Origin of the sequence: Ralstonia sp. GX3-BWBA, assembly GCF_003290055.1 — a bacterium.
Taxonomy (GTDB): domain Bacteria; phylum Pseudomonadota; class Gammaproteobacteria; order Burkholderiales; family Burkholderiaceae; genus Ralstonia; species Ralstonia holmesii.
The window spans coordinates 39,726-62,828 of sequence record NZ_QMKS01000028.1 but is presented as its reverse complement, the minus strand read 5'-3'; the positions used below and the strand labels follow the sequence as shown (position 1 = coordinate 62,828).

At 57.5% G+C, this 23,103-nt stretch carries 29 protein-coding genes; all 29 read left to right on the top strand.

Features of this window, described 5'->3' with window-relative positions; translation table 11 throughout:
* Positions 1-114 precede the first annotated feature (114 nt).
* The 29 genes from DOD19_RS25975 to DOD19_RS25825 all read left to right on the top strand — a co-directional run bounded on the left by DOD19_RS25975 (position 115) and on the right by DOD19_RS25825 (position 22,888).
* Positions 115-417, top strand: a complete 303-nt coding sequence (locus DOD19_RS25975; RefSeq protein WP_024979559.1) for a DUF4031 domain-containing protein — start codon at positions 115-117, stop codon at positions 415-417.
* A 101-nt stretch (positions 418-518) separates the two neighbouring features.
* Positions 519-1,019 carry a hypothetical protein gene (locus DOD19_RS25970; RefSeq protein WP_024979560.1) on the top strand — a complete coding sequence of 167 codons (501 nt, stop codon included), beginning with the start codon at positions 519-521 and terminating at the stop codon, positions 1,017-1,019.
* Positions 1,020-1,219: 200 nt separating this feature from the next.
* A complete protein-coding gene (gene radA / locus DOD19_RS25965) occupies positions 1,220-2,593 on the top strand; it encodes a DNA repair protein RadA (protein WP_024979561.1) in 1,374 nt (457 codons plus the stop codon).
* Positions 2,594-2,823: 230 nt separating this feature from the next.
* Positions 2,824-3,693, top strand: coding sequence for a hypothetical protein (locus tag DOD19_RS25960; RefSeq protein WP_024979562.1), 870 nt, complete (start codon positions 2,824-2,826; stop codon positions 3,691-3,693).
* An 89-nt stretch (positions 3,694-3,782) separates the two neighbouring features.
* Entirely contained in the window at positions 3,783-4,094 is a 312-nt protein-coding gene (locus DOD19_RS25955) for an H-NS histone family protein (RefSeq protein WP_024979563.1), read from the top strand.
* A gap of 399 nt (positions 4,095-4,493) precedes the next feature.
* The gene (locus DOD19_RS25950) at positions 4,494-6,584 is read left to right on the top strand and encodes an SPFH domain-containing protein (protein WP_024979564.1); all 2,091 of its coding nucleotides are present in this window, start codon (positions 4,494-4,496) and stop codon (positions 6,582-6,584) included.
* Between the two features lie 61 nt (positions 6,585-6,645).
* Positions 6,646-6,951 (top strand): hypothetical protein, encoded by a 306-nt coding sequence (locus tag DOD19_RS25945; RefSeq protein WP_024979565.1) that lies wholly within the window; start codon positions 6,646-6,648, stop codon positions 6,949-6,951.
* Positions 6,952-6,969: 18 nt separating this feature from the next.
* Positions 6,970-7,257: a hypothetical protein gene (locus tag DOD19_RS25940; protein WP_024979566.1), complete on the top strand. Its 288-nt coding sequence runs from the start codon at positions 6,970-6,972 to the stop codon at positions 7,255-7,257.
* 89 nt (positions 7,258-7,346) lie between these two features.
* Entirely contained in the window at positions 7,347-7,574 is a 228-nt protein-coding gene (locus tag DOD19_RS25935; protein WP_024979567.1) for a hypothetical protein, read from the top strand.
* Positions 7,575-7,754: 180 nt separating this feature from the next.
* Positions 7,755-8,084, top strand: a complete 330-nt coding sequence (locus DOD19_RS25930) for a hypothetical protein (RefSeq protein WP_231973479.1) — start codon at positions 7,755-7,757, stop codon at positions 8,082-8,084.
* A 553-nt stretch (positions 8,085-8,637) separates the two neighbouring features.
* Positions 8,638-9,414, top strand: coding sequence for a hypothetical protein (locus DOD19_RS25925; protein WP_080693754.1), 777 nt, complete (start codon positions 8,638-8,640; stop codon positions 9,412-9,414).
* Between the two features lie 388 nt (positions 9,415-9,802).
* The gene (locus DOD19_RS25920; protein WP_024979570.1) at positions 9,803-10,174 is read left to right on the top strand and encodes a hypothetical protein; all 372 of its coding nucleotides are present in this window, start codon (positions 9,803-9,805) and stop codon (positions 10,172-10,174) included.
* A gap of 165 nt (positions 10,175-10,339) precedes the next feature.
* Positions 10,340-10,828: a hypothetical protein gene (locus tag DOD19_RS25915; protein ID WP_024979571.1), complete on the top strand. Its 489-nt coding sequence runs from the start codon at positions 10,340-10,342 to the stop codon at positions 10,826-10,828.
* A complete protein-coding gene (locus DOD19_RS25910) occupies positions 10,825-11,322 on the top strand; it encodes a hypothetical protein (protein ID WP_024979572.1) in 498 nt (165 codons plus the stop codon). Before DOD19_RS25915 ends, DOD19_RS25910 begins: the two co-directional genes overlap by 4 nt.
* Before the next feature lie 290 nt (positions 11,323-11,612).
* Positions 11,613-11,933: a DUF1294 domain-containing protein gene (locus DOD19_RS25905; RefSeq protein WP_025584864.1), complete on the top strand. Its 321-nt coding sequence runs from the start codon at positions 11,613-11,615 to the stop codon at positions 11,931-11,933.
* 254 nt (positions 11,934-12,187) lie between these two features.
* Complete coding sequence (locus tag DOD19_RS25900) at positions 12,188-12,382, top strand: hypothetical protein (protein WP_024979574.1); 195 nt, start codon at positions 12,188-12,190, stop codon at positions 12,380-12,382.
* A gap of 54 nt (positions 12,383-12,436) precedes the next feature.
* Positions 12,437-13,132, top strand: coding sequence for a hypothetical protein (locus DOD19_RS25895; RefSeq protein WP_024979575.1), 696 nt, complete (start codon positions 12,437-12,439; stop codon positions 13,130-13,132).
* Between the two features lie 553 nt (positions 13,133-13,685).
* On the top strand, positions 13,686-14,939 hold the full coding sequence (locus DOD19_RS25885) for a hypothetical protein (RefSeq protein ID WP_024979576.1): 1,254 nt from the start codon (positions 13,686-13,688) through the stop codon (positions 14,937-14,939).
* 76 nt (positions 14,940-15,015) lie between these two features.
* On the top strand, positions 15,016-15,390 hold the full coding sequence (locus tag DOD19_RS25880) for a hypothetical protein (RefSeq protein WP_182557885.1): 375 nt from the start codon (positions 15,016-15,018) through the stop codon (positions 15,388-15,390).
* Positions 15,387-15,947 (top strand): hypothetical protein, encoded by a 561-nt coding sequence (locus DOD19_RS25875; protein WP_024979577.1) that lies wholly within the window; start codon positions 15,387-15,389, stop codon positions 15,945-15,947. Before DOD19_RS25880 ends, DOD19_RS25875 begins: the two co-directional genes overlap by 4 nt.
* Positions 15,948-16,400: 453 nt before the next feature.
* Positions 16,401-17,387 (top strand): hypothetical protein, encoded by a 987-nt coding sequence (locus DOD19_RS25865; protein ID WP_048932974.1) that lies wholly within the window; start codon positions 16,401-16,403, stop codon positions 17,385-17,387.
* A gap of 124 nt (positions 17,388-17,511) precedes the next feature.
* Positions 17,512-18,027, top strand: a complete 516-nt coding sequence (locus DOD19_RS25860) for a hypothetical protein (protein ID WP_024979580.1) — start codon at positions 17,512-17,514, stop codon at positions 18,025-18,027.
* A 179-nt stretch (positions 18,028-18,206) separates the two neighbouring features.
* The gene (locus DOD19_RS25855) at positions 18,207-18,485 is read left to right on the top strand and encodes a hypothetical protein (RefSeq protein ID WP_080693756.1); all 279 of its coding nucleotides are present in this window, start codon (positions 18,207-18,209) and stop codon (positions 18,483-18,485) included.
* Positions 18,482-18,766 carry a hypothetical protein gene (locus DOD19_RS25850; protein WP_024979581.1) on the top strand — a complete coding sequence of 95 codons (285 nt, stop codon included), beginning with the start codon at positions 18,482-18,484 and terminating at the stop codon, positions 18,764-18,766. The genes DOD19_RS25855 and DOD19_RS25850 overlap by 4 nt, the downstream gene beginning before the upstream one ends.
* Before the next feature lie 420 nt (positions 18,767-19,186).
* Positions 19,187-19,525 (top strand): hypothetical protein, encoded by a 339-nt coding sequence (locus DOD19_RS25845; protein ID WP_024979582.1) that lies wholly within the window; start codon positions 19,187-19,189, stop codon positions 19,523-19,525.
* A gap of 108 nt (positions 19,526-19,633) precedes the next feature.
* A complete protein-coding gene (locus DOD19_RS25840; RefSeq protein ID WP_024979583.1) occupies positions 19,634-19,819 on the top strand; it encodes a hypothetical protein in 186 nt (61 codons plus the stop codon).
* A 278-nt stretch (positions 19,820-20,097) separates the two neighbouring features.
* On the top strand, positions 20,098-20,316 hold the full coding sequence (locus DOD19_RS25835) for a hypothetical protein (RefSeq protein WP_024979584.1): 219 nt from the start codon (positions 20,098-20,100) through the stop codon (positions 20,314-20,316).
* Positions 20,317-20,499: 183 nt separating this feature from the next.
* Complete coding sequence (locus DOD19_RS25830) at positions 20,500-20,955, top strand: hypothetical protein (protein WP_024979585.1); 456 nt, start codon at positions 20,500-20,502, stop codon at positions 20,953-20,955.
* Positions 20,956-21,073: 118 nt separating this feature from the next.
* Positions 21,074-22,888, top strand: a complete 1,815-nt coding sequence (locus DOD19_RS25825) for a hypothetical protein (RefSeq protein ID WP_024979586.1) — start codon at positions 21,074-21,076, stop codon at positions 22,886-22,888.
* Positions 22,889-23,103 lie beyond the last annotated feature (215 nt).

Sequence of the window (23,103 nt, the reverse complement as noted above, 5' to 3'; positions counted from 1 at the left end):
GATACGGGGCGTGTTCTGAGCTGCCGTTGGAGATCTAAGCGAAGGAGTTCCAAAGGCTGGCGATGAATATCGTGCGGTCAGCCGTTCGAATACGATATCTGTAGGGATGAGAAGGTGACTATCTACGTGGACCCGCTTAGGCACTGGGGATGGATTCTAAGGGGCCACCAGGTCAAATCATGCCACTTGTTTACCGAAAGCCTGGATCTTTCTGAGTTGCACGCTTTTGCGGCACTGCTTGGAATGAAGCGTGCCTGGTTTCAACATCCGCCCGTAGCACCTCACTACGATCTGACCGAGCGCCGACGGCTCCACGCTGTATCGTTGGGAGCAGTAGAAGTTGGGCGCCGCGAGGCCGGGCTAATTTGGCAAGCTCGGCGCGCCATGCTCGTAAGCGTCAAGAGTGAACAGACGTGACGCTGGAAGCACCATAGGCTCCGGTACCGAGAAAGTTGCGTCACTCGATTCGTCTGGATATCTCGCTCGATTGCAAACGATCGAGTGGCCAGACGAAAGCTATGGCCGATGCACTCTCTTTCCCTCTAGAAACGGCTGTCGTCGTCTGGCCCAATCACTATACCGACGCACCTCAGGCATTGCTCCTTTCGATGCAAGAGCACCCGGTGTCTTGCATTTCGAGGGATCGAGATTTGCAATTCGGTGTCGGACAGCGCCGCCCCGCAGGCTTCATCGGCTCGGGTGAGCAGACTCCATTCAAGATGCGGCTGGGGCCGGCCGGCGAGAGCGGACAACCTTTCGCAGGGACTTTTGCTATATTACTTCCCATGAAGAAGCTAAATTCCATTCGAATTGGGCGAGCAATCGCAGGCTTGCTGGAAGCGGGTCGGTCCCGCGCCACTATCGACGAAGTCGGAAGGGCAGCGTCTATTCGCCATCTTGACCGCATTCTGGATCGGCGCAAAGCATCGTCTACCGCGGCGCCTATTCACTCCAGAAGCAAGGGGTTTGAAGACTTCCAACTTGCCGAGTTCAAGGGCGCGTCGTCCGACGCAGCTTAAGCGCCGCCATTCAGGTCGCGGATGCCCTGCGCTCCCTACTGGAACGTGGGCGCTTCAAATCTCAGTCCGTCTTGCAAGCCATCTCTGGAAACATCGACGAGGCTTGAATCCGGGTTGCTATCTGCAACCATTGCTTCTCGTTCTATGAACCAGGTGATCCATCGACTTGACAGTGGGTCACGCTCTGGCGGGAGGCAGCCGTGGCCAAGGCGAAAACAATCTTCAGTTGCACCGAGTGTGGCGCGTCGGCGCCGAAGTGGCAGGGGCAGTGCCCTGGATGCAACGCCTGGAATACCCTTGTAGAGTCTGTCGCGGAGACCGGAGCGCATCGCTTCAAGTCACTTGCCAAAAGCGCGCCGGTCCGCAAGTTAGCTGATATCGACGCGGCAGATGTACCTCGCTTCTCGAGTGGAATTGGCGAGTTCGATCGAGTGCTAGGTGGCGGGCTCGTCGCCGGCGGCGTCGTACTAATCGGCGGTGATCCAGGGATCGGCAAGTCAACTTTACTGCTGCAATCGCTTGGCCAGATGGCCAGTCAGCGCAAGGTTCTCTACGTCAGCGGAGAAGAATCGGACTCACAGATTGCCTTGCGAGCGCAGCGTCTTTCGCTGCTCGAATCGGACTCGCGTGCGCGCGACCTGGAGCTTCTTGCAGAAATCGAACTTGAACGCATTCAGGCGACGATAGAGGCAGGAAAGCCAGAAGTTGCCGTGATCGATTCCATACAGACGATCTATTCACAGGCCCTTACGTCCGCACCGGGATCGGTAGCCCAAGTAAGGGAGTGCGCAGCTCAACTCACTCGAATCGCCAAGTCTTCCGGCACCACCATCATCATGGTGGGCCATGTGACAAAAGAAGGAAGTCTGGCCGGACCGCGGGTACTCGAACACATCGTGGATACGGTGCTGTACTTCGAGGGCGACACACATTCGTCGTACAGACTCGTGCGTGCGTTCAAGAACCGCTTTGGTGCAGTGAACGAGCTGGGCGTGTTTGCCATGACCGAGCGAGGGCTTCGCAGCGTTTCCAATCCTTCGGCCTTGTTCCTTTCACAGCATGATCAGCAGGTGCCAGGCTCATGCGTCATGGTCACGCAAGAAGGTAGCCGACCGCTGCTTGTTGAAGTTCAGGCGCTCGTGGATGCCACCCATGCCCCTAACCCCCGTCGCCTCGCAGTGGGGCTCGAGCAGAATCGGCTCGCCATGCTGCTGGCCGTCCTGCATCGCCATGCCGGTGTCGCCTGTTTCGACCAGGATGTGTTCCTGAACGCTGTAGGGGGCGTGAAGATCACGGAACCCGCGTCAGATCTGGCGGTTTTGCTGTCAATCCACTCGTCGATGCGAAACAAACCACTTCCAAAGGGGCTTATTGCATTCGGTGAGGTGGGTCTGGCTGGCGAGATTCGTCCGTCTCCACGCGGACAGGATCGTCTTAGGGAGGCAGCGAAACTAGGATTCTCAACCGCAATGATCTGCCGCGCGAATGCACCAAAGCAGCCCATTGATGGACTGGATGTCATTACCGTGGATCGGATTGAAGAGGCTATCGAGAGGGTCCGAGCACTGGACTAACTGTCCAGCGGGAGGATTATCGGTTGCCACCCTACTTGGGAGGGGATGGCTGCCTTCTGATTATTGAAAGCCTTCTGGTTTGCGAATACCCCCCTAAAAAGGGGCGTCCTAGGGGCAGGGAACAGGGTTGACATGGTGTATAGTCCGCTTACTTCCTGCTGGGAACTTAATAATTTTCTGACACCGTGGTGCTGGGCGGCCACATAAGGGTCAAAATACAAAGAAACGCGATGCCAGAGTTTGCAAACGATGCTGTGGAGAACGCACAAGTTCTCGTGAATCTCATTCGAGAACGGGGTCCTATTCGGGTTGCAAAGGAAATCTTGGCGGTCGCAGATCAAGTTGTTAAGGCGAATGCTTCAGACCAGGCGCTATTCCAAATTGACCACTTGGCCCGCGTAGCTCGCACTGTCACATCTGAGGCTGTCCGAGAGGAGATTGGCCGTTTGCAAGCTGAATCGGAAAAGCTGTCCGATCGGGTCTCTGCAGTTCGGACTGCTCGCGAACAGGTGCAAAGCGCAGCTGTTGCAATTCTTGAACCCCTGTCCGCTCTAGAAGAATTGATCGAGCCCGGCTTCTGGGACGCACGTGCGGGGTTAGGCAAGCCGACGATCGCTGCGCTCGATTCTGCTGCGTCGAGGTTCGACCTTGCCAAGCTTCGAGCGGCCGCAACTTCTTTTCTTGACTGGGATCCGTCGACCATCAAATACGTGTCCAAAGACATGAGCCGTGAGGTTGAGAGCTACCAAGCGCTTTTTACGGGGTTCGTGGATGGGGGCGAGTATGACAAGCAGTTCCAAATGGTTGCGAAGCTCGGTCACCTGCATCGTCTTATCCGCTTACAGGATCGCAAGATTGAGTTGAACAACGCTGTTACGAAGCTCCAAAAGAAACTGGGCGAGCTGTCAAAAGCCTCAGAAGAGTTGGGAAAGCTCGAGAGCCATGTCGATAGGTGGTGGGGTAGCTTCTCTGCAGGGATTATGGGGCGTTTGCCAGATGGCGAAATGGCCAGAGCCCTTGCCCCTTTGGTGGGGCCGATCAAGGCTCTTGATCCAGTGTGGCTATCCAGAGTTTCCCAGCAACCCATTGAAGGGCGGTGACAGGCCACCCTGTTGCAATTTGACCCGTGGAAACGTGCCTACACGGGGTTATCTGATTTCGGCGCAACGACAAACAACTATCACACGCTATGACTAGCACTCAGCCCCGCTACAAGGACATCATCAAACAGATCGAGGAGCTGCAGAAGCAAGCAGACATGCTCAAGGCCGAAGAACGGTCAAAAGTACTGAAGGAGGTCCGAGAGCAGATCGCCGTATTCGAGTTCACGGCTGGAGAGCTCGGTTTGAAGGGCAAAGCTTCGCTCGCTGGCAAGAAGGTGCCCATCCGCTACAAGGACGACAGCGGCAATACCTGGTCCGGCCGCGGACATCGGCCCGGGTGGCTGAATGCGGCCATTAAAAGCGGCCGCAAGCTGGAGGACTTCCTGATTGCTGTTTGAGGTGGCTGGCCAACTCCGCCGACGCAACAGCTTTCGAGGGCGCAGCGCGGATGTGACGCGCAGGAACTGCTGGAGTCGGGCCGCCGGCTCACCAGCGTGGCGATTAGCGAGCCGTCGATCTAGCCAATCGACATTCGGGTAAGAACCGAACGCCCTCGCCAACACACATAACAAGCAAATGTTCGAAAGGGCTGGGGTCGTCGTAGACGTGCTCAACGGCAGCGTAAATGGCTTCCGGGCGGCACACACCAAACAAGAAGGATCGAATCCGCCAAAGGTGGTGTGCTCAGCACCCCTGACGTTGATCGACATCGCCGACACGTCCGACGCTTGAGGCTTGTGCCTCGTGCGGCAACGCGACTCCACTCAAATCACGTTCACTACAAGGGGCTCTCCATCTTGGACTTCATTCTCGATCATGTCTGGCAAATCGTCGGCGCCGTCGCGATTCTCGGCATCTTGGCTGCCTATCGCCAGGTGTTGTGGCTCGTCGGTGTCATCATTGTCCCCGACGATAGCGTCGGTGTCGTCACGAAGAAGTTCGTCCTGCTTGGCTCGCATCGAAGTTTGCCGGATGGACGGATTCTTGCACTCAACGGAGAGGCAGGCTACCAGGCTGATACGCTCGCGCCGGGTCTGCATTTGGCCTTGTGGCCCTGGCAATACGCTGTCGAACTGGTCAAGTTCGTTGAGGTTCCGGTGGGTAGCATAGGGGTCGTAGAGGCCTGTGATGGTCAACCGCTCCCGAGTGGCCGCATCCTGGCAAAACGTGTGGATTGCGACATGTACCAAGACGCTCGCATGTTTCTGCAGAACGGCGGTCAACGCGGTCCTCAGCTCGACGTGATCCCACCAGGGACGTACCGTATTAACCCGCTTCTGTTCAAGATCACGCTTGCCCAGATGACGTCGGTGCCGCAGGGGAAGATCGGCGTAGTTGAGGCTCACGATGGTTCTCCGCTACAGGCGGGTCGTGTTATTGCCAAGCAAGTGTCCTGCGACTCGTACCAGGACGGTGCGGCGTTTCTCGAGAACGGTGGTGAACGTGGCGCCCAAAGCGGCATCATTACGGCAGGCTCTTATCGGGTGAACCCCATCTTGTTTTCCATTGAAGTTACTTCGGTGGTTGATATTCCGGACAACAAGGTTGGCATCGTAACGACTCGCGAGGGCCAGCCACTGCAGCGAGCAGAGATCGCTGGCCCTGAAGTGCCCGACCACAACATGTTCCAGAACCCTGAAGCGTTCATTAGGAATGGCGGCTGCAAGGGGATGCAAGAGCAGGTCCTACTTCCAGGCCGTTATTTCATCAACCCGCGCTTTGCAACCGTCGAGACGGTCGACATGACAGAGGTCCCCATTGCGCATGTCGGTGTCGTGATTTCATACGTAGGTAAGGACGGCAAAGACGTCACCGGTGAGGAGTTCAAGCACGCGAACTTGGTCTCGAGAGGTGAGAAGGGCGTATGGATTGAACCGCTCGATCCAGGCAAATATCCGATCAACCCGTACACCCACAATATAAAGAACGTTCCAACTGCCAATGTGGTCCTCAACTGGGCCAACGGCAAGTCGGAAGCACACGAGCTGGACGCCAATCTGTCCACGATCACTGTGCGGTCTGCTGACGGATTCAAGTTCAATCTCGATGTCAGCCAGATCATCCACATCCCACGAAACGATGCGCCGAAGGTGATTGCCCGTTTTGGCGATATGGCAGCGCTCGTGACGCAGGTCCTTGAGCCGACTATCGGCAACTACTTCCGCAACAGCGCACAAGACTCGGACATCATCGACTTCTTGCGGGAGCGTTCAAAGCGGCAGAATGAAGCGCGCGGGGCGATCGGCGCAGCGTTGAGTGAGTACAACGTCGGTGCCGTTGACACGCTGATCGGGGACATCGTTCCCCCTGAGCAGTTGATGAAAACTTTGACGGATCGAAAGCTCGCTGAGCAGGAGCGAGTGACATACGAGACACAGAAGGGTGCTCAGGCTGTGCGGCAGGAACTTGAGCAAGCGACTGCTCTCGCGAACACGCAGGCAAATGTCGTCGATGCCGAGCGCCAGGTTTCCATCTCAGAATTCAATGCACAGGCTGCTGTGAAGCGCGCAGAAGGCGAGGCCAAGGCCAAGACGATCAATGCCGAAGCGGATGCGAAGGTCGTTCAGACCGTCGGTGAAGCGGAGGCGAAAAAGGTCGAAGCAATCGGGATGGCCGAGGCCGCTGTGATCAAGCAGAAGATTGATTCGATGCAAAGCGACAACTACGCCGTGGTCCAGGTGGCCGAGGCACTTGCGAGTGCCGGCGTCAAGCTGGTTCCCGATGTGGTTGCAAACGGCAGCGGTGGGGCCAGCGGGGGAACGCTGGTCGATATCCTCCTTGCCGGTGTGATTCGCGACGGTCTGCACCGGGGGACTCCCACAGCCCTGCCCGTTGACCATACCAGTGCAGGCGCCTTGCCAGCCCCAAATGGAGCAAGCGCTTCGTGAGCCGCTAATGCATTGGTCGCCACGTGAGCTATCGCCAAGTCGTCAGGGTTGAGGGGGAAATATGGAATCGGAAGACATCGCCTACCTGCAACAGCAACGGCAAGAGTTGATTGAAGAAGCGAAGAGTCAGAAGCAGACAGCCTTCTTCCTTGCGCAGCTCCGGGGCGAAACGCCTGTGTACCTCTTGAACGGTGAGGAGGTAAGCAAGGAAGCATTCATCTTGCATTCGGGGATGGAACAGATGCTGCCAGATGCTTCGACCGTGCGGTGTTCAAAGTGCGGGCGCATTGAGTCGCCGGCGCGCTGGCGACAAGTGTGTAGCTTCGCCGTGCCTGGAGGTGGCATGTGTGATGGCATCTTTCATTGATGAGAGACTAGATCCGAAATGATCAAAGTTGGCATAAACATCCTGATCGTCATCGCAATGGCCGTCGGTCTTGTTGCTACCTTGGAGCGGTTGTATCTGGTCAACGGCAGCAGTTATCCGAGCTTTCTCGCGGAAGACACCGGCAACCTCGATGAAGTGGGGCTCGCCAGGCTGCGGGCCACTTCGTGCAAGGATGAGTCGGTTGAGATCTACAAGAAGGACGATGTGTGGGTTCTGCGTTGCGGGTTTGCTTACTACCAAGGGCACACCTACATCAGCCACACCGATCCAATGGGGGTCCAATGACTCGCGAATCAGGATTCCCGGGAGATGAGAAATTGACTGGATGCGATCGCGCACCCCGCAACCGGCCGGTAGCCGAAGGACAAGATGCAATGAGTAATTCGTCCCAAGACGTTGTGGCGCACCTGCTGCCAGCTGTGGTAGCCGTTGTGGTGTTTGTGGGCGTGGTTCTGGGTGTCCCTTACCTGATGGTGGAGACTGGCTTTGCTTCGTGGTTGGTCTCGACTTCGCGAGCGCACCCCATCATCGTCGGCGTTGCACTTGTCGTCACGGGCATTCCGCTCTTTATCTGCGCGGGAAGAATGTTCGGTAGGAAGTAATTGGAACGCAGGCTTGGATCGCCGGCGGAGCGCCCGTTCGGTCGGCTTTTGCGCGCGCCGTCGAGATAAGGCAGGCGTTCTGCCACCGCAAGAGAACGGCTAACCTTCCGGCAGTGCAATCATAAGGATTTATGAATGAAGAGCAGAGTCTATTTCTTGAACGCGCGAGAGCGGAGATTCATGATTCGCATCACGTCGACCAATGAAGGCTACACGGCCCGTGTGATGGAAGAGGTTTCGGGAGGCCAAGTCGTTCCCGTAGCACTGAACCTGCCGCCACGGTCGGAGATTGATCCGGCCGAGTTCTATCGAAATCGTGCAAAGTATCGAAGCGAGCTAGTACTTCAGGTCAATGAAGAGCTTCTCGTTTGGCGCGTGACAAGCCTGACTCCGGAGCAGGCGAGCGAGGACAATGACGCCTATATTCGGGCGAATCTGGCCGGTTGGAAAGGCGGCTATCCGCTTGAATCCAAGGACGACATGGACGACTGGAACATTCGCGAGCTCTGAATTGGAGCCATGCAGGGTTTGCGGGATTACGGGGGGCGCAGGCTTTTACGTCGGAAAGCCTGTTCGCCGTCCCCTCCTTTTGTAGGGGTGGAATAGCTTCCTGTTAGGAATTTCTTCGAGTATAGTGGTGCCGTTGTACTCGGTAGCTGGGCCGATCCTAATCCAGCCAAAGCGATCTTCCACAGTCGCGAATCACTTACCCTTGAGGTTCAAGGGACCGCACGCTCCAAGCTGAGCGTACACACTGCTTGTATTGGGACACTACGGTCGCTATCGGCCGTTTTGGACGCCTTCGGAAGTTTGCGACGTCGACTTATCGATACGAAGCTGCTGCCCGGCGCGCCGCAACCGTCCCGCACTCACTCCAGTCGAAATACGCTTTGCCGCCTCGAATCGAGGTCAGCGCAGGTGCGTTTTCGCGTTGCATCAAATCTATTGCGCGTTTGCGCAGGTGAATCCATGGCCTCTTCCCGGCCCCCATACCCCATTTCCTAGCGCTTGGCACGCACCCGTATGACGGGTCGGCTGCCTGGCGTTCTACCAGGAGTCGAAATTGCAAGCATCCACTCAATCTACTGTTGTTCCCTCTTTCCAGGGTTTCCTTGGCAGCCGGCCCGCTGCCGTCTATCTGGCATCGAACTCTGCTGCTGAAGATGCCGGCTCCGCCCAAATGCCTCGTATCAACGTTGGCGATCGAATTGAAGGGCGGTGCGTAGTCCTCGGCGTCACCTACCGTGGCGTTGTAGAGCAGATCATTTTCAGCGAGTACTTCCCTCGGTACCGCATCAAGTCGATTCGGCGAGTTGGTCCCCAGCTGTCGGGGCGCTTGCCGAAAGAGGCAGTGGTGTTTCCGACCGCGAAGCTGCTCGACTCGAGCGTTGTTGCACTCGCAGAAGAAGCATTCCGCAATCGTGCTGGGATGTGGAAGGCGATGACGGTGCAAGCTGCGCACAACGGTTACCGCATTGGTCCTTCCGGCGTTGGAGTTGCTGATGCACACGAGTGGATCGGAATGCTGCCGGCGACGGTGTTGGCCGCAGCGGTTGCGAACGCTGAATCGGCGTCGTTCAAGCTGGATGCTGCAGGTCCCGTCTTGACGTTCGAGCCGACGGGGAAAGGTATGTTGTCCGCGAACTGGGGTGGCTACGCGTGCCGCATGTCGCTCGAATCTGGTGCCGGCGGCTCCAGACCCGGTTGGACTTGGAGTATCTGGGCCGGCCCGCTTCGGACCTTTATTGCTGGCGGCTCGACACCGAGCCCGGAGGAATCCGCGCATCAAGTTTGCCAGCGCCTTCGTGCATTCGGTGCTTACTCCGCATTGGCCGCTTGAACAGCTTCGGCTGTAGCGCGTTCGCACGTGTTTCAATGTACCTGGGCCCGCGCATGGAGGACGCGGGCCTTTCCATTCATGGGGCGGTAGCTGTATTTGAAGCGCTTCGCCTTTCAGTGCGCGGTTAGGTGCCGGCGATATCCCTTGATCCCAGGCGAAAACGTGATGTCGCCAAGGTGTAAGCCCAGAGAGATATGCCCGAGTGTGAAGAAAAATCCCTTCGCCTAGAGTGCGCGCCACCTAGTGCGTGTAGTAACATCAGTTCAGTTTCAACGGTAGCTGGACCGCGCCCCAGCCAAGCGGCTTTTGTCGCTAACTAATAACCCTTGCGGGGCTTGTCTCCCGCGTTAGGGGACCTGCTTCGCGATACTTCAATCAGGAGCAGGTAATGAGCACAACTAAAGTTTCCGACGCAGTTGCTATCGAGATCCGGATTCCGGCCGAGATGAGCGAGTTCGCTTCGGATTCGTTTTACAGTCCGCGCATGCGGGTGGCCCGGGTCGAACAGGCACTCAAGGCATGGGGTGTCGCAAACGAGACCTCATCCGACGTACCGAACTCTCCGGAAGGAGCTGAGCACGCGGTTCTGTGCTTGCTCGCCGACTTGCGTCACTACTGCGATGCAAAAGGGCTCGCCTTCGCCCCGATCGATCGACTGGCTTATCAGGAGTACCTCTCGGTGCTTGTGGAATCGCGCCAGTCGAGCATCGCCGGCGACTCCCAGGAAGCCGGCGGCGTGCAGATTGAGCGCGCGCACTAGGACTTGGGAATAGAGGTCCTTGTCAGCTGTCGACGGCTTCATCTGAGTGGCGCCGCGATATTGGCCAACACCGGTTGCTATACAGGCAGCGTCACATCCAACCCAAGGGGGGCAATCACTCCCTTGGGGCGTGTTTGCTTCTCAATTTCCATTTAGGAGCAAAACATGGCATCTACAACCACCACGCGGTTCCGCACGGCTCAATGGGACCGTGCCCGGGTCGCTCATCTGCGCGTAGCCTCCGACTTTGCGCGGCATCTTCGTCAGATCGCTAGCCCCGTGCAGATTTGCTATCAGCAGCTCATGCAGGCATACAAGGGTGAGCCGGTCGGCATCGAGTGCCGTTCAATTCATCGCGAGGCCTGGGGCTTCGTTGCTCCGGAGATGTCTGGCACTGAACCTTGGCGCATCCAGCGGTTCGACGAGGACGGATTTGTCGGGCATACGTGCCACAACTCACTCCAAGATGCCGTGGAATCCCTGCTGGATGAGGGATTCAGGGTGCCCGATCCTGGCGCGCTCGACAGAATCGGTGCATCGGAGAGATGGGCGCGTGGAGTTCGCCTGGCGGCAGTTCGCCAGAAGTTCCAGGAGGGCTTGATCACGTATCAGCAGATGCTCGAAGAGGCGCTGGCGTTCCAGGAGGTCGCATGAATCGATGCCCCGCTGCACTGGCTTCAGGCTGTCAAGTTTCGCCGGCGGAAGCTCCCCTCGTTTGCAGCGAGGACGATTTCGTCTGCCAGTCGGACGGCCCGGATCCTTGGCTCAACCAACGTTTTGAAGACTACATCCGCGATATCGATGTCCAATTCGACGCGAGTGAGGTGGAGGTCTCGATCAGGAGCCCCGAGTATGGCTTCGTTGCATCGTCTGATAGTGCTCTGCTTCTGCACCGCTCCGCCACATCGAGCGGATGGAGCGGTGCCTCGGTCGTTGGTTACTACAACACGCCGGGCGCTGTTTGCATTGCAGACGAGTATCAAGGTCAAGGACTCGGCGCGGAGTTGATTCTGTGGACATCCATCAACTTCACGGCAGGGCCACCTACGGCGGGCCTCGATGAACAGTGTTTCAGCGAGGCCGGATATGCGGCGCATCTTGCCGCATGGCGGCTTGGAATTGAGCGCGGACTCATCGTTGATGGGTAGCATTCAAACAACTGAGCGCCACATGGATCGCGAGGGCTGACACGGAAAAACTGATCCGAAAGCAGTCGCTAGTTCAGAAGCCCGTCTCTCCGATGCGAGACGGGCTTTCTGCTTTTCTGGCCAGTGTATTCTGTAGCGCCAACTGGCTATCTTCGTAGCGACGAAGTTTCTGGGCTCGAGGGTGCGTATTCGCTGGTTCGTGGGCCGTGGGATACCGCGGGAGAAAGAGCAACATCATGGACTCACCTCAACAACAGTCGTTTCGACTGCTCGAGAATTCGAGCCGCCTCATGAAGATCGTCGCGATCGCTTCAAGTGTCGTTGTCGTCCTCACGCCGATATTTCCTTCATCTTTCCGCCTGCCATTCCTTCTGATCAACTCGGTGGCGTTCGTGATGTTCGCAGTCGACAAGATCCTTGCAAGAACCCGGCAACGCCGGATTCCTGAGGCGTACCTCCACATCATTACATTGGCCGGTGGGTTTGTCGGCAGCCAGATCGGACGCTCGCTTGCTCGTCACAAGACAAAGAAGTGGTCGTTCGACGTCGTCTTCGCGACAGCCTGGGTCTTCTGGATGATGGCCTTCGCGGTGTTCATGGGCATTTGCTGAGCCGATCCGGTTGGCTGTGAGTGTGCTTGACCGAGAGTGCATTGGCCGCGGGTCCACAGATCGTTCAATCATTCGCAACAGGGGAGGGCGAAAGTCCTGCTCGCACAGCTGGTCAGCATCCAATCGACATACCTCGAGATTCGCAGTAAAAAGCCCCCTTGCATGGAACTCCTTTCTCGGTTGCTCGAGGATTGCCGCATGGTGAGAATTGCAGCTCTTGCCAAAGCAACGAGGCGCCGACCTATGGAGAGTGAATGCCGGTTCCGCAGTATTGGATTGATGCAGTGAAGCACGAGACAGCTGTCGATCTTTTGAAAGAGGCGCTGGGGAAGCTCAACGACAAGCCGTGGGAGGATCCCACGCTGCTGCACGCTCGTATTTGCGAATATCTTGGCCAGCCGGTGAAGTATGCTGACGCCGTCGTCCTGGTCCGAACCGGCAAGATCTAGCTCGCCTCGGCCGCGCTGTTCAATCCCATCCTCGAAAACCGAGATTCAATCGAAATGCCTTTCCTCGCCATCAGTTGTTTCCTTATGTACGCGAACCTCATCGCGGCGATACGGGGACTCCTTCGAGGGGGAAAAGCCCGTTGGCTCGGCCAAGTTCACTTGTTCGCCTGCGGGGTAGCGTCTGTTGCGTTCCTGCTGGGAATTGAATTTCTGCCTCCCGCTGCTGGAGGGATCGACAGCGGTGCCTACAACTGGGCCCCAGTAGCCTACCTCTTGTTTGGCTGCATCAGCTTGATTCTGTTCGGGTTCAAGCTGGTGCTGGCAGCACGTGCTCAAAAAGGTGCGATCGGCGGTGGCCTGCGATTCGGTATGACCACTTGGGCTGTACTTGCAGCGATTTATATGTGCGCCACGCCTATTGACCACCTGATTTTCTTCCGCAATCCGGCGAACTCAGGCGTCATGGATGTGACCTTCTCGGGCGAGCATTTGGACTGTAGCGGAGACATGCTGATCGTTAGGATGGAACACCAAGCTGCGGTGTACCGCTGTCCGAAATCCATCCGCCTTGGGCGTGACTATGCGCAGCCGTTCGTTCCTTGGCCGAGCTACACGGAAGGTGAAAGCAAAACACTGAAGGCCAGTATCGACAGGGTCCTGTTGGAGGCAGCCCAATCTGGCGATGTGGTTGTGAAGGTGCCGGCGGACCCAGCCCAGTTGAATCCCATCAAAAATGCGGGCGACAATTAGTTAGCTCGACCTATATGGTTCACGGGCGGGGTACGTCGATCCAGTGGGTTAGTCGCCGCCTTACGCCGTTCGTCTTGGACCCGGTGCCAACGAGAGGAGTCCATCTGTGAGCACCTCAAGGGAGGAAGCGTTACACGCGCTAAATCGAGCTTGCAAGGTTCGACAGCGGAGCGGCCGCTACGCCTACGGCACCATCGTCGAGGTGCATGCAAGTGGCGACTATCTAAAATTCCAGAAAGGAATGGATGGGAGATTGAAGCCGCAGTGGTATCGCCGGGAGAGCGTTGTTTTGCTGCCTGCGGATCCCGATGCAGAGAGCACCTAGCGCGCACGTACTCGCCCCTCCATATCTGGGCCGCCTCGTGGGCCCCATGTCGGGAACCACAGGCAGCGCTCAACTTGAAACCCCTCCCGTTTGTGGCTCCTTTCTAGATTGTTCGCGTAATCGGGCGCAGGTATCGTCATCTCCATCTTCCACAAGTGGTGATCGCGCGCGCCTGGCAATTATCCGGCGCAGCCGCACCACATGCAGTGACGAGCAACGGAGAACGAAATGCTGACAGAAGTGGAACGCCTCGACTTGCGTGACCAGCTTTTCGCGAAGCGCTTCCAAGCAGGACACAAGGAACAGATCTTCGAGCTGCTGGCGGTGGTGCCAGGAGAGAAGGACGGTGCCGAGGCGGTGGTTCACTATTCGTTCGCGCCGCCAGTGTGGGAACGGTCAGCTTGTGCCACCGACCACCACGTGTATGTAGCCCAGCTGATTGGCAGCACCTCCTACAAGGGTCGTGCAATCGCATGCGTGCATCACGACTACTTGTGCGACGAGTGGCCGATCGATTGGAACGCTACAGCGAAGCACCCTTCCAGAGACTTCCCAACCTTGGTAGTGCGCGAATACGCCGATGGTTCAGTGAAGGGTGTGCTCATGCGCCAGGCTCGGTCATATACGTACGTTGGATTCACAGCGGACTACGTCGAGCCTGAAGAGGTGGAGACCGCTCTCAAGATGCTGGGGGCCTTGGCGCCCCGTCAAAAGTACTGCGGATGGTTCAAAGACTCCGACATCGCTGCGGAGTCCCTGGAGGCGGCAATCTCCATGACGGCAGAGTCCCCAGGTGGGCAGAAGTTCGTTGTGCTTTACCGCGACATTGAGTGGTTCTCAGGGATCTGGAACAACCCCACGAAGGATGCACTGCTGGGCGGGACCTTCAGTTTGACGAGCGTTGCTGACTTCCACGGTACTCGCGTGTCGAGAGCTAAGCGAGCGTCACGACCAGGGTTGGTCGAAGTCCGGAAGAATATGGCGATCTCCGGGAGCTATTCTGCGCTTCGTGCTGCGCTAAATCTGCTCACGGATACAGTTCCTTGGTCCAAGATTAAGCAAGACTACGAAGCGAATGGCGCTGTGAAGTCGTTGTGCGATTGGTGGAACGCCAACGCTCCCGAGGAGATGCGATTTGCCGGCGCGTTCCGAGTATATCGCTGGAATCCCGGTGATATGACGTTCGTTGCAGGTGATCCGGAAGAGCCTGCAATGCAAGCCAACGTGGCGGCAAACCTGCGCTCCTTTGCCCTCTTCGAAGAGGTTGGACAGCCCACAGTCCTCGTTTGGTTTTTGCGCGGACGTGCGTTCAATGCCGAAGAATCTGGCGGCACTGTGATCTTTTCTGCCAATGGCGTCCCTGCCTACGATCTAGCTCAATCCCTCGAAGAGACTGACGAAGCGTACTACTCGTTGGTTGGTCTTGAGGAACTGTGGGTCAACGCCAGAATGTCCACGGCGGCTCATGAAGTCACCACTTAAGCAGGGCGCCGGCCGCGGTCCAGAAAACGGGCGAACCCATTATTGAACGAAAGGGGGCTTCATGCTGAGTAGTGCCATGTTCGCCACTGGAATTATATTTTGGGGCCTGGTGTTGTATTTCGTCCTCTGGCTGATTGCAGAGTTGATCTGGGCGTCAATTACGACTGCCAGTTGGCTGCGATTCGTGTGCCGTGCGGCGCGACTTCGCGGTGCCAGCCGTTACCCGACCGTGCTGAAGCTTGCCTCGCTATATCTGAACAACTGGCCAATATTTTTTGGCTTCAGGAAAGGCGGATTGGTGTACCGCGAGTCCAATGGCGTATGGGAGGGGGTGGGCCATTGGAAAGTCCATCCACCTACGTCGCCATTTGACGCGAGCCACGCTTTGCCGTTCCACACCGGTAATGCGAGTCCAAATGTTGCAACCAAAGATCTATCGACCTCTAAATGAAAATCAACTTCCTGGCCAACGCAGCCGCGCTCACGTTGCTGATCGTTTTTGCCGCTGCGAGCCCCGCGAATGCAGAATACCGACAGGTCTATGCGTGGACGGAGGGCCGAGCGTCGCCCGAAGGGCACAAAGAGACATCGATTGCGGACGTGCGAGCGGCGAAGGAACGGCCCAATGGAACGTTGGGCGGAATGACAGCAGTCAGCGTGAAGGTGCTGCGGAAAGGGGCTCAGGAAGTCGAGCGCAACGTCATCATTCGCGATGGGGGGTACGCAGTGATCGGCGAACGCTACGCGTTCCCCATCGCGACTATTGGCGAACAGATCAATCCGGATGATTTCAGCGGGTTCTGGCGGCTGACAATCAGTAAGGTCACGTTCGACCAGAGCGGCGTCGCAATGGTGGATGCTACGCTGGATTCGCGGGAGGCGCGCCAGCATGCCGCGTCGCAAACACTGTCAGTCCGGATTGGCGCCGGCGGCGAGGGAGCCATCATTCACGGCGTCAACGGCAAGGATTACGTTCTTAGCGTACGGCACGTCGAACCGGTGATCTAACGCTGTGCCGCAATCAAAATCGAAGTGACGGGACCCATTTCGGGCGACTCAGCGCTTAATTGAGGCCAGACAAGACGTCACGGTTCTCAGATAGGACTCAGATGACTCTACGCTTTCAGGTGTTTTCACGGAGCGGAACAAGCTGTCCCTCGTACTCGGCACCGTGGTATTGGTTGGCCTCGCTGGTCGCCACGTTCCGGTATGGCAAGGGCGATTACTGCAGGATCCTGGATGCGCGCACGGGCGTCACGATGATGGAATGGAAGTTGGCGAAGAGCGCAAGCTAGATTTCGCGCTATACTTTCGCAGCAACATTCGCAAGGCAGCTGGACCTGATCTAGCCAATGGCACCTAGTGCCTCTCTCTTGCCGCCCAGCGCGGCGTCTTTGTTCAAATCCCCGCGGGGCAGCATCCCGCTCCGGGTCCTGCTTCGCACGTATCCTGGAGCAGGAAATGAATCCGTCTTTGACCCGTTTGCTTGAGTCGCGCATGCCGCGTGACCAAGTCAATGCGTATCTCGATCCGGGGTTGGTTACCCGTGTCGGCATCCCTCATCGCAGTGGCAAGCTCGTGTTCCACGCCTTCAATGAAGGTTACCCGGTGATGGTGAGTGCAAATGCGTTTTGGGATCCGGCTGCACGTCAGTTCGCGTTTCCTTCCGCAACTGACCTTTCCGAGTTGGACTACGCGTTAGATTCGGCCGGATATAGCGCGATCTCGCTTTGGCAAAAGAAGGGCACGCAATCTGGGATAGCGGGAGTGTACCCCTGGAGTTTGGAGCAGTACCTTGCTTTTGCAATATCGACTCGCGCGAGTTGGTATGCGCAACCCGACTTGTGCTGTGAGCCCGAAATATGCAGCAACGATGAGGAAATCGACTACCGCATCGACGCCACAGCAACACTGTTGGAAGGTTGCCTTCGGATCGCCTACGAGTACCAGAACCAGCTAGTCCAGCAAGGGTGGTCTGAGTCATCTGTTCGGAATGAGGTGCGTCTTCCCGTGCCTGTCTTGCAGGGCTGGCGAATTTCACACTACGCAAGGAGCCTTGAGCTCATGCGCGCGGTATGGGAGCGCTGGCAACCTTGGGCAGCGCCGCCGGCGCTGATTGGCCTCGGGTCGGTCTGCCGACGAAGCTTGGGGCATCCAGATCACGGTCTGTTCGCAATCCTCGCAAGTCTCGAAGGAGAACTTCCTGAAACCAGTCGATTGCACTTGTTCGGCATAAAGGGAACTGCAATCGACCAACTGAAAATGTTCGACTGGATCGCGTCGACAGATTCGATGTCCTTCGACCTCGGTGCGCGTCGAAAGGCCTTTGAAGCTGGGATTTCCAACACCATCGACCATCGGAAGCGCGAGATGAGTAAGTGGATGGAAACTGCAAGGCGCCGCGCCATGCCGGCAACCGGCGATCAGTTCCGCCTCAAGCTGCACTGAGTCCTTTCATTGTCAGATGTTCAAGCCCTTCAGTAGTTGGGCTCGCGCATCACTTTCTTTTATCACCCTCGCGGGGCAAACTCCCCGCTGGGTGGTTTGCTTCGCACCAAACACGGAGCAATTCATGCAGAACAACCTGGTTCTCATCCCAACGCATCTGATCCAATCGCTGCTCGCTTTCGCGAAAGCACATGAGCACAGCGATGCCCCCCCTGGGGCAGGGGGCGCTGGAGCGATAGGTGCCGAGGCTACCTCGAGGCTTACGCCGGTAGGCAACGCGATTCCAGAAGTAGAGGCACTGCTTGCTGCCAGCAAGGGCGGTTTCGCCGATGTCGCGGCGGTGGCTTGTCTCTCGACCTGTCACATTACGGCCGAGACGAACGGAATGCTCGAGCTGGCTGGCGATCGCAACCCTTGGTTTTACGGCCAGTACGAGTCGGGCTACTGGATTTGGGTTCCTCAGGAAGACCCCATAACTGGCGCCTACGCATTCGCGCTGGCGGCACCAGAAGACATCAGATCGATCTGGTCGTGGGCTCGCGAGCGCGGCTTTTTCTGGCTCCGTTTGGATGCTGACGGCTCGATAGTCGATGGCCTTCCGACCCACAGTTGGGAGTCGTCGGCAGACTTGGGCGGTTGATTGGCCATAGCTTTTAGACCGGGGTCACCGCAAGTAATTCTCGCGGTGATTTTTGCTCCGGCAGTTGGGCCAAACTAGCTAGAGTGGCGCCATTTCGGGCGCTTCTTTCGATCAATCCCTCGCGGGCGACAGTCCCGCGCGGGGCCGCTCTGCGAGGAAACTTTCTCAGGAGCAGATTTATGACCACAACGGTCGATATGGCGGCAACGCCAGCACCAACCAGTGAATTGTCGCCAGGCTTTCGACGAATGGAGAATGGCGTCGTCACTCGTGTCCATCACGACGATTGCCCGGTTTGTCATGGCAAACTGACGCACCACTCGCCGAATGGCTTCGACAAGATCTTCGAATGCCACGCGGCGGGGCACCATCGCCACATGATTCGTGGCATTACGGGCGAGTACGTCACGATGTCCGCTCTGATGCCGAAGCGAATTCAGAACGGAGGCTCACTATGAAGAATCCATTGACGGCCCTGCAATTCCCTGTGGTCGTGAAGGTGGTTGCCTTCGACACGTGCTTCCCAATTGAGCTCCACGCGGCCGGCACGCTGTACGCCGACGGCGGTGTGTCGATCCAGTATCCGTTCAAACCTGCAGAAGGTGTGGATGATGACGCGGATCCGAAGGACCCTTCGGCTGCTGCGATCGACATCTCCTACATCGTGTTGCCTGACGGTGCGGAAGTGATGCGAGCCTCCGGCTTCTGGCGCGAAGTTGCCAGTCCGCCGGAGATGTAGGTTTTCCTCCTAGGGGGATGCGCCCAGATCAACTCCCGACACGGGGTTGGCTGGGCGCTTTTGCATTCTGGCAAGGCAATGAGGCTGATTCCAAGACAGCATGCGGCACTCATTCGTCACCTTCGACGAAAGATCGGAGAGGCGGCACTCCAGGACGGTCATCAATGCATCAAAGGCCGTGCATGCCCGCGCACCGGCGCTTAGGTTGCCTCGACGTGCTTCGTGTCGTAGAAAATCCTCTACAATCGATCCCGATCTTCGATCCGGGAGCTGGACCGTCTTTCTAGCCAACAGTGCCGGCCATATGCTGCTGCGCACTTCGTCACGGCGGTGTATCACCGCCGCTGTCATCTATTTCAACCCGGAGGGGCAATCGCCCCTCGGGCAATTGCTTCTCCAGTTTTCCCAGGAGTAGCAAAAATGCAGATTCATCTTCAGGATGCAGCGGTTCAAGCGGCCCTCATTGGAGGGCTATTCACGCTCACGGCTGCAATCATCGCCGCGGCAGTCGCCGCAGTCGTTGGTAAGCGGTTTGACAACCAGCGACGGCTAAAGCGCCATCTCCGAACGGCCATCAACGATCTCGCGTTCGCCCTCGCGGTGGAGGACGCCCATTGTGAGATGCACGCCAAGGAACACGGCGAGTCGTTCAAGAACCGTGTCCGCGACAAGGTTCGGGAACAGGGGTACGAGTGGTCGGGCAAGTTCACGCCTGGCCGTGCTCGAGTCACCCTTAAGCACGAAGGCTCTGCCGACTGATAGCCGGCTGAGCGGCTGAATCCTTCGCCCCGACCGCCTGAAGGCAGTTGGGGCGCTCTATCTATGCCTCTGTCCAACCAATTCGAGCCCCAGACGGGGCCAACGTCCATGACACTCACTGACATGAAGGTCCAGCAGGTTCTTAATGACCCCAGCACTTCCGACTGGCTCAAGAATGCACTCCGGGCCCAGCTCGAGCGGGATCCGGTAGACGCAGCAAATGATGCCGACGTTTTGGCTGAGATCTTTCGCTCAAAGTTGGCGGAAGTCTTCGGGACAACTGGCTCGGCGTAACCGATACCTTTTCAACGCGCCAGCGCTTCCCATTGGGAATTGGGGGTGTAGAATGTCCCCTGATCCTTGATCCGGTAGCTGGACGTAACCCAGCCTTTGGGGTTTGGTGAATATCAGCCTCACATCCTTCGATCTTGCGGCCATTTCTGGCGCCGCAAATCCCTCTCGGTGAACGAAGTGTTCTGGTGAATCAGTTTCGCTTTTGTCATCGATCACACCCTCGCGGGTTGCAGTCCCCGCGTAGGGGGCTGCTCCTTGCATCAATCTGGAGCCAAGCAATGACTCTTACTCAAACGACGTTTCCGCTGTACGTGCGTTGCGCACTTGAGACGTTTTCCGCCCACGGCGAACGTACGAAGGCGCGACTGTGCGAGCTGCTCGACTTTTTCTTCAAGTCCACTGGCCAGCTGCAAACCGACGAGCGAAGTTCGCTCGAAACCATGGCGGTGGCCTACGCAAAACAGCGTTGGCAACTCGGGGCGGTCGAGGGCTTCTGAGCCCGCAGCCACCGGGCGCGCATAGGTCACCGTATTCACTGACCTAAGCGGGACTTCAATCCAAGCGGGAGGTCTTCTTCCGTTCTGTCGGACTCCATTTCATGGCGCCGGCATCAAATTGACCCTCGCGGGGACGCGCTCCCCGAAATGGGGGCGCTTCTTCGCAAACCTTCGGAGAAGTAAATGACATCGTTTGTTGATCGCGTCAACGCGCCAATCTCGGCCCGCCAGCGAGCAATGCTGGAGCGCGATGCGCGTGACCTGTATGGCGCAGCTAAGCGCAAGGGGACCACGCTGGACCGCTGGGAGCACGCGTCTGAAGCCCCAGCTGCCCAGGAGCATTTCGAGCTCGGTTGCTGGCTGTACTACTTCACGCAGCGCTTCCGGAGTGGTAAAGACGATCTCGATCTGCGCATCGATATCGTTCGCCGTCTGTTTCTGGCTGGCCTCTACAACCCGGGCTACATGTTTTTCACCGTGTTCGATTTTGGGGAGCGTCAGTTCGACTCCATCTTCGAGCAAGGTGATGCTGAGCAAGTGAAAGAAGGCCTGCGCGCGTACGTTGCCGACGACAGAATCCGAAAGGGTTTTGAGCAATGCGGCTGGTCGAGTGAAGGCGTTCAGCCGGCGCTGTTCTAACGAATCAGCGCCCACCAGGCGCCATTGGTCACCGGATTTACTGGCCTTGGCGCTACCTCAACCCCTACGGGAGAACTTCTCCCGCTGGGGGCTGTTCTCCTCCTAATTGGAGAACAGTATGTTTGACGAGATCCGAAACAAGATGGAAGCGGTGATCGTGATCCTGATGGACAAGATCGCTGCTGGCCATGGCCTGCAGGTTGGCTACAGCGGAGGCAAGGATTCGACCTGTGTCGCAATCCTGATGCTCGAGGCTGTTCGTCGATCGTGTCTGGCCGGCGTGCAACAGGCCCGGCACTACATCGCAACGTCTAACACGACGATCGAGAACCCGTCCATTTCCAACCATTTGCATATCGCGCTCGAGGAGTTCCGTGCGTTCTGCGAGGAAAACGACCTGGACGTCGGCGTGCACATCGCGGAACCTTCGCTTGCTGCGCAGTTTGTTGTTTCGACAGTAGGGCGTGGCACCTTGCTCCGTACACCTGAGAACGGTGTGCGCGATGGGAAAGTGATCCGTGCCTGCGCGGACGACTGGAAGGTCAAACCGCTTGGGCGCTTGCGTGCATTGCTTGAGAAAGAGGCGGTTGCCGCGGGCTTTCGCGAAACCATTGTGCTACTCGGTACTCGCTACGACGAAAGCGCGGCGCGATCTAGCCTGATGTCTCTCCGAGGCGAAATTGCTTTGGATGCGGTCCGGCATAAGGATGGTTACCTCACGCTATCGTCGATCTGTGATTGGAGTCTGTCAGATGTCTGGGACATGCTTGCAATGTTCTCGGATGAGCGATTCGCACCGTTCCCATCTCCTCTGAGCGTTCGGAGCATCGGCCGCATGATCGATCTCTACCGCGCGGGCAATGAAGGTACGTGTGGTGTGACGGTCGGCGACAGCGGCAACAAGGCAGCATGTGGTAGCCGGTTCGGTTGTTCGATATGCGGCGTTTCAGGTGAGCGGGACAAGTCGATGGAGTCGATGATTCAAGAGCCACAGCATGCGCATTTGGCCGGAATCAATCGAGTCCGAAACTATCTACTTGCGACGCAGTGGGATCTCAGCAAACGCGAGTTGGTCGGGCGTACGGTCAGCGAAGCCGGCTATACGCGAGTGCAGGCCGACGTCTACTCATACTCTCACCGTGTCGCGCTTCTGAGATACCTCCTGACGCTCGACGCGACTGAAATCGAGCGCGCAGACCGGCATCAAGCTGATCTGGCCACGGGAAAACTGGAAGACACCCCGGTGAACCGAGAGCTCTGCGATATTCAGTTCCAGTTGGTGACGCCGCAGCAATTGGTCGCGATCGACTTCTTCTTGTCGATGCACCACTATGCGCCGCAGGCCTTCCCAGCGGTGGCGATTTGGCACGACGTGCACACGTTGGGCCGACGCTATGAGGTTCCGGTCGTCGCGACATACCCAAAGATTCCGATCCCGCTTCATGGGTGGTATCGGGTTGGACAGTACGATGCCGAGGCACCTGTGGACGGCCTGCGTGATTACGGGGCGGAACAGTGGAACCGATATCGTCACGGCAAACGGGTTTCAAACTATGCAGCAACGACGGCCGGCGAACGCGTAGTCTACTTCGAAGAAGCTGACCAGCTTGAAGTGGACGCCGAGGCCGCGTGCGCATTTGTTACCTGTACGTTCGACACGCGCTTGATGCTTGAAACTCAGTCTGAACCCGCAATCTCTTCCGCGCGGTTTTGGCTGAACGAAGGGATCTTGCGGTTGCCGTCAGGCATGGCTCAGCGGTATCAGGAAATGGCGAAGCGAGGGCAGTACTTCACCCGCCTCGCCGAGCGGCTGAACCTTACGCCAACCGAACTGGATGAGCATCTGATCCGGAACGCAATCGGCGATGCAGAACACAAAATGCTGCTCAGTCGGGACGACCAGCAAAGGGATCTGTTCCAGGAGGCAGCGTAAGCAAGCTGCTTGCGATGGCGACTTCATTGCGCTTCCCCGCCTCGACCCCACAAGGGGCCGGGGCATTTTTTTTGTCCAAAGGTGGCTGGTAATTGCGATGGCACCATCGAAGCGGCCCGCTTGTACTTCCTATCGGGAAACTGAGTTACAATCCATCCCGATCCTCGATCACGGTAGCTGGACCGTGCCCAGCCAGGCTGTTGTTGTCCGCTTTC